Genomic DNA, 7,423 nt, shown 5'->3' with positions numbered 1-7,423 from the left:
GCCATTTCTTTTTTATATGCTATGAAAGCTATTTCAATTTATAACCTATACCGACATTCATAAAGATATTATGCAATCCAAAACTAATACTTTCAAATCCGGTTTTCATAATATTATTGAAGCCATAATCCAACTGTGCCAACGCAAAGAATCTTTTGTCGATAGCATAATGGGCTCCCAAACTCATACCAACATCAATACTCCTAACACTTTCCGAGAAATCATAATCAGCATTATCCACAACAATCTTATTTCCAGTAGGTTCTTCATGTCTAAGATAGCCATTGTAAGCCTCGCCATAGAATTCCTTTTTTACCGCAAAAGAAATATAAGGTCCTGCCTGCACATTCCAACGATTTGAAAGCTGATAAGTCGCTTGAATCGGCACAGACAGATACAGATTATGCACTCTGGTTGTAATATCACCTGTATAATAACCTCTCAGCTCCTCTTTTGCATCATTCACAGCATTGAATGTCGTCTTGTATCCTTTAACAGTCGCTTTCGTATCCATTCCCTTTCCTTCGAAGACGAGACCCAAAGATACTCCCCATTTGGGATCAATACGATAGTTTGCCCTTGCTCCGACAAAAAAGGGAACATTCGGATTATAGCTTTTAATTTTTCGGATTTCACGTGGCAGTGAAAGCGGTGCGGCTCCGCCGATCTTACCGCCAACCATCACATCAAAACCTAATTTACTTTCACCCGATGTATTTTCCTGCGCATTTGCAACAGACCCTATCAAAACCATCGCAGCCACTGCGATTGTATATTTTATCATTTTCATTATTTCTTCGTTACAATTTTGAGATCATCCACCGTTAACTTACTACCGACAGCACCAATAAAATTATCACCATATTTACTCGAAGACATCACAATAGCAATGCTATAATCCAAATTGGCAACGTCAGCATCATTTACTTTCGCCGTGTACTTAAATGGCAATGTAAACTTGACAAAACCATTGGTCGCTGTTGCGCCACCATTTTCCAGCCTGGCTATAGCCACTATACTTGGATCTTTCAAAATATTATGTCCAGTCAAATAGGAAACTTTCTTCTTCGGATCAGGCTCCGAATCCATCAGCTGCTTGCGATTATAAAAAACCGCATAGATATCACAGGAATCTTTGGTATTGACCGGCTTCATGTTTTCGTCCGTCACCGTCGCGCCAGGACTATATTTATAGTAACCTTCCAAAACCAACGGTATCTGATTGAAAGGAAGACCAAACTGCGTTGCCGAAAGTGGATCTGTCAATACAGGTCCCGTATCAAACGCTCCTATAAAAAGATTTCCCGCAGCAATAGGTTTCTTGAACATCGCCCCAAAAGCACCGGTCAACTTCGTTTCCAATAAAGCCGCTTTCGATCCTGAATGTGCATCCGAACTCGTTTTAGTAGGATATGACTCGGGCTCCTTTGTACCTCCTCCCAAGCTCAATGTCAAGGAGAAACTTGGATTTCCGGAAGCCCAATTATAGAAATCCTGGCCATCAATTTTATTGTAAAATATGGTGTATTTATCATCTTTATCGATCGCCGTATCTTCAAAGCCATATTCTGTTGGAACAAATCCACCATCTGTTTTCACAATTTTAATCAGGTAGTTCTTTGTAAACTGATGATCTTCGGACGTAACTTTATAATATACGCCGTTTTTTAGCAATTCATCAACAATTACTTTATTCATATCCTGAGTTCCGACCGGCATTTTCAAAGAATCCTTCAAAAGCTCAATCGAGGCACCAGGAGTCAGGTCAAAAGTCATATTCAACTTGGTAAGATCATGAATATTGGGCTGAAGATAAAGTGTAACTTGCGTATTTGAGATGACCGGGTTCAGCAAGAAGACATCTTCATCGGCATGAACACCGACAATATCCGCTTCCATATTTAGCGCTTCTTCCTTTATACAACTTCCCAAACTGAAAAGAAGCATAAAACAGATTACCCACGAGTAATTTCGTGTTCGTTTCATAAAAATAATATTTAGTGTAAATTTAATGATCGATGTTATTGAGCGATACATCGAGTTAGCAAAGCTACCATTCCTCGCTCCAAAAACAGCCCTTTTAATACCTTTTATGCACCAAGCAACTAATTCTTTACACGTAAACCACACTTAGCGCCCACTTATTTCTTGTCTAATCTTCACAGGCAGGCTTTCGACAATAAGTTGATAGCTATGCAAAATTAACTCTTCAAGCTTTCTATCATCAAGTTCCCGATTAGCAATAATGGTATTCCAATGCTTTTTATTCATATGATACCCCGGAAGCACTGTGTGTTCATGCCTTTCACGCAGTTCAATTGCCCACTCCGGATTACACTTCACATTAAACCGAAGCTCATCAATCTGATCCAGTCCCACCAATAAAAAAATCTTGCCACCAACCTTAAATACCAGTGTATCCGGACCAAATGGCGTCTCCTCCATAACTGGCCCAATAGACAAACAATATTCTCTCAGATCTTCAATGTTCATATTTTTTTGTTTTAGTTATCCTTTAAGTTAATCTGAATGCCCTTCATAAAATGGACAATAATCCATATAAAGCTAACAAAAACAGCGGATCGTTTTACTTAAAATCTTTTAATCTTTAGCAAAGACGATATTAAACCTATTGGCAATAAAGCGATATGGATACAGAGAAAAACAAATGCGGAATAAACTGGAATTAGACAATGAAAAGCATAGGACAACTTCGGTATTTATAGGAATTATCGACGGATATGAAGCGGTACTCATTCGGAGCTTCTTCGCTTGTAACCGAAGAAGCTCCGAATGAATACCGAACAAGTACCGAGGAAGCACCGAACAAGCAGCGTTAAAAGGCAGAATATATTATACTGAAATAGGCTTACATATACCGAGTTAAAAGCGGATTGTTACAGCGAATTCTTCCACTTTTTCGAACCATGCTCAGGAAAGACCAGGTCTACTCCTGAGATGATTATCTGGTTAAACTTAAAAATTGCCTGTCTTTTATAAAGATGAATTTTTTCTTATTTTTCTAGCAAGGCCTGGATTTCCTTTTGGATTTCGGTTCCTTTATCGGCATTGTACCACTTTTGAATCTCCTCTTTGATTTCGGAGAAATCTGCCCCTTGCGCTTTCATATTCAAAAACAGCTCCTGGCAGGCTTGAGGTCTTGGACCCCAGACAGCCAAATCCTGCCCCTGTTCATTACGTATCACTAGAATTGGAATAGATTTACCTCCGTTGGTTAAATAAGAATCGATCAGAAACGGAGCGCTGTCACGCAGCTGGATATCCACCGTGATATTGGGATTTTTTGAGGCCATGTTCGCCAACATAGGCACCGAATGCGCTGCATCCCCGCACCAAGGTTCAGTAATGATGATCCATTGTTGCTTTTCCGTAATTGACTCCACAAATTGTTCAAAAGTCGACGTTGGTTCAAAGCGTTTTAACCAACGGCCCATTCTTGTCCAGTTCATTTTTGTGTACTGATAATATTCATCATCTTGATAGGCAGGGTGATTCTCAGGATGATTTAAGATATCTTCGAATTGTTGTAAGTAATTTTCAAACGTCATAATACCAATTTTTTGCAAAGGTAAATTTTACTTCTAACTTTCTCAAACAACCTTCCGCCAACAATCTGTATTGAATGCAATAAAAAAAATGATGCTCAAAAAGTACATGTATAGCAAGAAAAAATGTGATTTACTCTACCTTATATACCAAAGATTTTACATTCAGAAGAGATGTTTTACATTTATTAACGATTAAGTAAATTATATTTGAAAGATACAACCCGTACATGAAAAGATTAGTTCAATTAATACTTTTACTATTTATCGTCATCAACAGTGCTTACGCCCAAATAAACATCAAGGGGAGGATTCTGGATAAGGCAGATGACAAGCCCCTGACCAATGCTTCCATTATTTTACTGAACCGCGATTCAGTCCTCCGTTATTTTAACCGAGCAAATGAAGAGGGAAAATTCCAGGTCAAAAATATCAAACCCGGGAGCTACATTATTTTGGCCACGTACCCCAAGTTTGAACTCTACAGTGATACGATCCAAATTGCAGACAAAGATCTCGATCTGCATGATATCAAAATAAATTCCCAAAGAAATGTTTTGCAGGAGGTGATTGTCACCCGACGTCTTCCAATTACACTGAAAGGCGACACCATCGAATATGATGCGGCGAGTTTTGCAACAGAAAAGAATGCGAAGTTAGAGGATTTACTACGTCGTCTACCCGGTTTCACGGTTACTGGAGATGGAAGTATCACGGCTCAAGGAAAATCTGTACAGAAAGTGTTTATCGATGGGGAAGAATTTTTTGGCTATGATCCTAAAATAGCCATTCGAAATGTACGGGCAGATGCCGTTGACAAGGTGCAGCTCTATGAGAAAAAATCGGAGGAAGCTGAGCTGTCAGGCATCGATGATGGCGTAAGAATTCAGACAGTTAATGTTGTACTCAAAGAGAAAGCAAGAAAGGGTGTCTTTGGAAACATGGAAGCATTGGCTGGATCAAAAGAATTGTATGCGGGAAATCTCTTTGCGGCGAAATTTAATAAGACTGAGCGGATTGGCATCACCGCGAGTCACAACAATATGGGCAGTTCAAGCGGCCGTGAAGGCTCTCTACGCATGAACAACCAAATTACGGGCGAACCTCTGAACACAAACCTTGGTGCCAATTATGAAAATCAGTTCTTCAAAAAAGCCCTAAAAGTCAATGCCAACTATGGTTACGACAACAACAGCAACAGGAATCACTCGGAGACTTACAATAAGAATGTACTGCCAGACGAGTCCATTCAGGAAAAAAACAGCAAAAACGATAATGAAAGGCATAGTCGAAGCAATGGTTTAAGGTCAAACCTTAACATGCGACTGGATTCCACGCAAACTATGGACCTGCAATCCAATGCCAATTGGGCCACCAACGCTAATCTAACCTATACAGACAGCAAAACGGGCGACGGATCAGGTAATCCGATCAGCGACTTTAGAGAGAACAATCAATCGAACTCTTCAAGCTCTAACAATAATTTTCGGTTAAATTATAGAAAACGGTTAAAAGCGGGTCGTTCCGTCAACCTAATGGTCGGGAATAACCACAAAGAGTCAAATTCAGACAGCAAAGTCTATTCGCGAACCTATTTCTACAAAACAGGAGACAGCACAATTATTGATCAGGATCGGCACGGACGGACTAGCGGAAATGACTTCAACTCGTCAATTAACTTCAACAACCGAATCAGCGATTACATTAATTTGGCGCTGGGGTATAGCTTTAATCATTCGAAGAACACCAATACACAAAATTCAATAAACAATATCACGCAAAAGTTTGATTCGCTGTATTCTCAAAATCAGATTGACAATAATACCAATCAAGGTGTTAATATTAACTTTTCTTACCGTAAAGAAAAGCTGGAAATCAATTTTTCAAACCGTACGTTCTACAAGAATCAAAAGTTAAATGATAGTTACAGGTCAATTGATCTTGCCCGGAATTTTTGGGACAACAATTTAAATGTGGATGCGAATTATCGCCTTTCAAATAGCAAAAATATACGTTTGGCCTATCAAAGTTCGAATATCATCCCATCCTTTGATCAGCTACAACCACTGCAACCTCAGACCAACCCTTTGTTTCAACAAATTGGTAATCCTGACCTGAAACGTGCGGTGAACAATAATATTTCGGCCAATTATAATGCTTTCAGTTTATTGAAAGGAACCAATATCAATATCAACGGAAACTTATCTTTCGTAAATAATCCGATTGTCAACAAAACAACCATACTGGACAACTCTGCCCAGATCAGTACTTACGAAAATCTATCCGGTAAATCCAATTGGAATGGCGGTCTGAATATCAACCATATGCAGCCTTTGGCCAATCGCCGTATCAACTTTAACAAAAGTGCAAATGTTAGATTTAACAACAGCTATAGCTATACCAAATTTGAAGGCGGACAGTCCGGCGGCGAGTTTTTGCTGAACAATGCAAAGAATACCAACTTTAGTCTAGGTTCAAGCTTAAATGAGCAAGATTCAGAAGGCTTCGATTTCGACCTTTCTGCAAACGCCGGCTTTAATATCCAGCAAAACTCGATCAACACTCAATACAACGCAACAAGTTTTCAAGGTGGCACATCGGCCTATGTCAAATACTTTCTACCAAAGAAGTTTAATATCATGGCCAACGTTTTTTATAGCTATACAGGACCTACAAAACTTTACAAGAAATCAATCAATCAATTTTATACCAATATCGAATTGGAGAAAAAAGTACTGAAAGATGAGAGCATGACACTCAGCGTAAAGGCCTTTGACCTTTTCAACACCTTTAACAACACACGCCGTAATGCGAGTGACACCAACTATTCCGAATCTGTTCAACAGGTATTGACGCAGTATTTTTTGGTCGGTATAAAATGGGATTTCAACAAATATCTAGGGAAAGGAAATGATTAAAAAAATATATTTAACACTAATCATCTGCTGCTTGTATGGTTTATCGCTTCAGGCGCAATACGCCTATTTCGGAAGTAGGGGGACCATTAGTTTTGACAAAGTTACCTACACAAAAGCACGCCTTCGGCAGATGTCCAACGACATGAACTCGAAAGGAATGGACAGGGGTATGGGAATGATGGAATATCTCGACAAGGTACCGGATTCACATACAGAAAAGTTAAACTTTTACTTTGATGAGAATTCTACCGTGTTGATGCCCGAGGAAAGCCTGGGTACCGAAAAACAACGTGCTGAAGTAAAAATGGCAGCACCTACAATAACTTCGGCAAATGGCCGGGGGGGCAGATCTCAGGGCGCGGCCCGAAGCGGAGGATACCAAAGGGGACAATTCAGAGGTGGGGCCAACAAGAACGGCAAAGTCCTCTACCAGGATCTGAAAGCTGGTACAGCAGACATCCAGCTTGACATCGACGAAAAATACATTCTTTCGGAAACATTGGACAGCATCACTTGGCGTTTCACGGAGGAGTTCCGCAATATTGCTGGTGTAAACTGCCGTCGAGTCAACGGTGCCACCAAAGACTCACTCTATCTGATTGCTTACTATTCCGAAGAAATCCCAGTATCGGCAGGACCAGCCTTGAGCCACGGCCTTCCAGGAATGATATTGGGGCTCGTCATCCCAGAAATGCACATTCAATATTGGGCTACAAATATCGCCTATACCAATAAACTTGTTCCTTCTGATTGGCGGGATAAGAAATCAAAAAAAATGAAACTTGCTGAATTCTCGGAAATCTTTGGCAGATATATGCCACGCAATCGCCAAAACGAGTCAGCAAAAAAAAGGATATTAGAGCAACTGGTGTATTGAAAATGTCAGTTTGGCAGTACCTAAAGACAAATTGATGACAAATAGTGTTTTTTTTACAAAAC

General features: G+C 39.8%; 6 protein-coding genes. 2 read left to right on the top strand and 4 right to left on the bottom strand.

Annotated elements, in window-relative coordinates:
* Nucleotides 1-28 precede the first annotated feature (28 nt).
* The 4 genes from B4N43_RS09920 to B4N43_RS09905 form a co-directional block, all read right to left on the bottom strand.
* A complete protein-coding gene (locus B4N43_RS09920) occupies nucleotides 29-790 on the bottom strand; it encodes a porin family protein (RefSeq protein WP_286734437.1) in 762 nt (253 codons plus the stop codon).
* Nucleotides 790-1,986, bottom strand: coding sequence for a PCMD domain-containing protein (locus B4N43_RS09915; protein WP_075995003.1), 1,197 nt, complete (start codon nucleotides 1,984-1,986; stop codon nucleotides 790-792). The genes B4N43_RS09920 and B4N43_RS09915 overlap by 1 nt, the downstream gene beginning before the upstream one ends.
* A 144-nt stretch (nucleotides 1,987-2,130) precedes the next feature.
* Nucleotides 2,131-2,493 carry an MmcQ/YjbR family DNA-binding protein gene (locus B4N43_RS09910; protein ID WP_088163171.1) on the bottom strand — a complete coding sequence of 121 codons (363 nt, stop codon included), beginning with the start codon at nucleotides 2,491-2,493 and terminating at the stop codon, nucleotides 2,131-2,133.
* Nucleotides 2,494-3,014: 521 nt separating this feature from the next.
* Complete coding sequence (locus B4N43_RS09905; RefSeq protein WP_088163172.1) at nucleotides 3,015-3,569, bottom strand: thioredoxin family protein; 555 nt, start codon at nucleotides 3,567-3,569, stop codon at nucleotides 3,015-3,017.
* 227 nt (nucleotides 3,570-3,796) lie between these two features.
* On the opposite strand from B4N43_RS09905, the gene B4N43_RS09900 reads away from it, so the two are divergent.
* Together B4N43_RS09900 and B4N43_RS09895 are read left to right on the top strand one after the other, a co-directional pair.
* On the top strand, nucleotides 3,797-6,484 hold the full coding sequence (locus B4N43_RS09900; RefSeq protein ID WP_286734429.1) for a TonB-dependent receptor: 2,688 nt from the start codon (nucleotides 3,797-3,799) through the stop codon (nucleotides 6,482-6,484).
* Nucleotides 6,477-7,361 carry a GLPGLI family protein gene (locus B4N43_RS09895; RefSeq protein ID WP_286734426.1) on the top strand — a complete coding sequence of 295 codons (885 nt, stop codon included), beginning with the start codon at nucleotides 6,477-6,479 and terminating at the stop codon, nucleotides 7,359-7,361. The genes B4N43_RS09900 and B4N43_RS09895 overlap by 8 nt, the downstream gene beginning before the upstream one ends.
* The last annotated feature ends 62 nt before the right edge of the window (nucleotides 7,362-7,423 follow it).

The organism is Sphingobacterium sp. UBA1897, assembly GCF_002337775.1.
In the GTDB taxonomy this organism is placed as follows: domain Bacteria; phylum Bacteroidota; class Bacteroidia; order Sphingobacteriales; family Sphingobacteriaceae; genus Sphingobacterium; species Sphingobacterium siyangense.
This window is presented reverse-complemented; position numbering and strand designations above follow the sequence as displayed.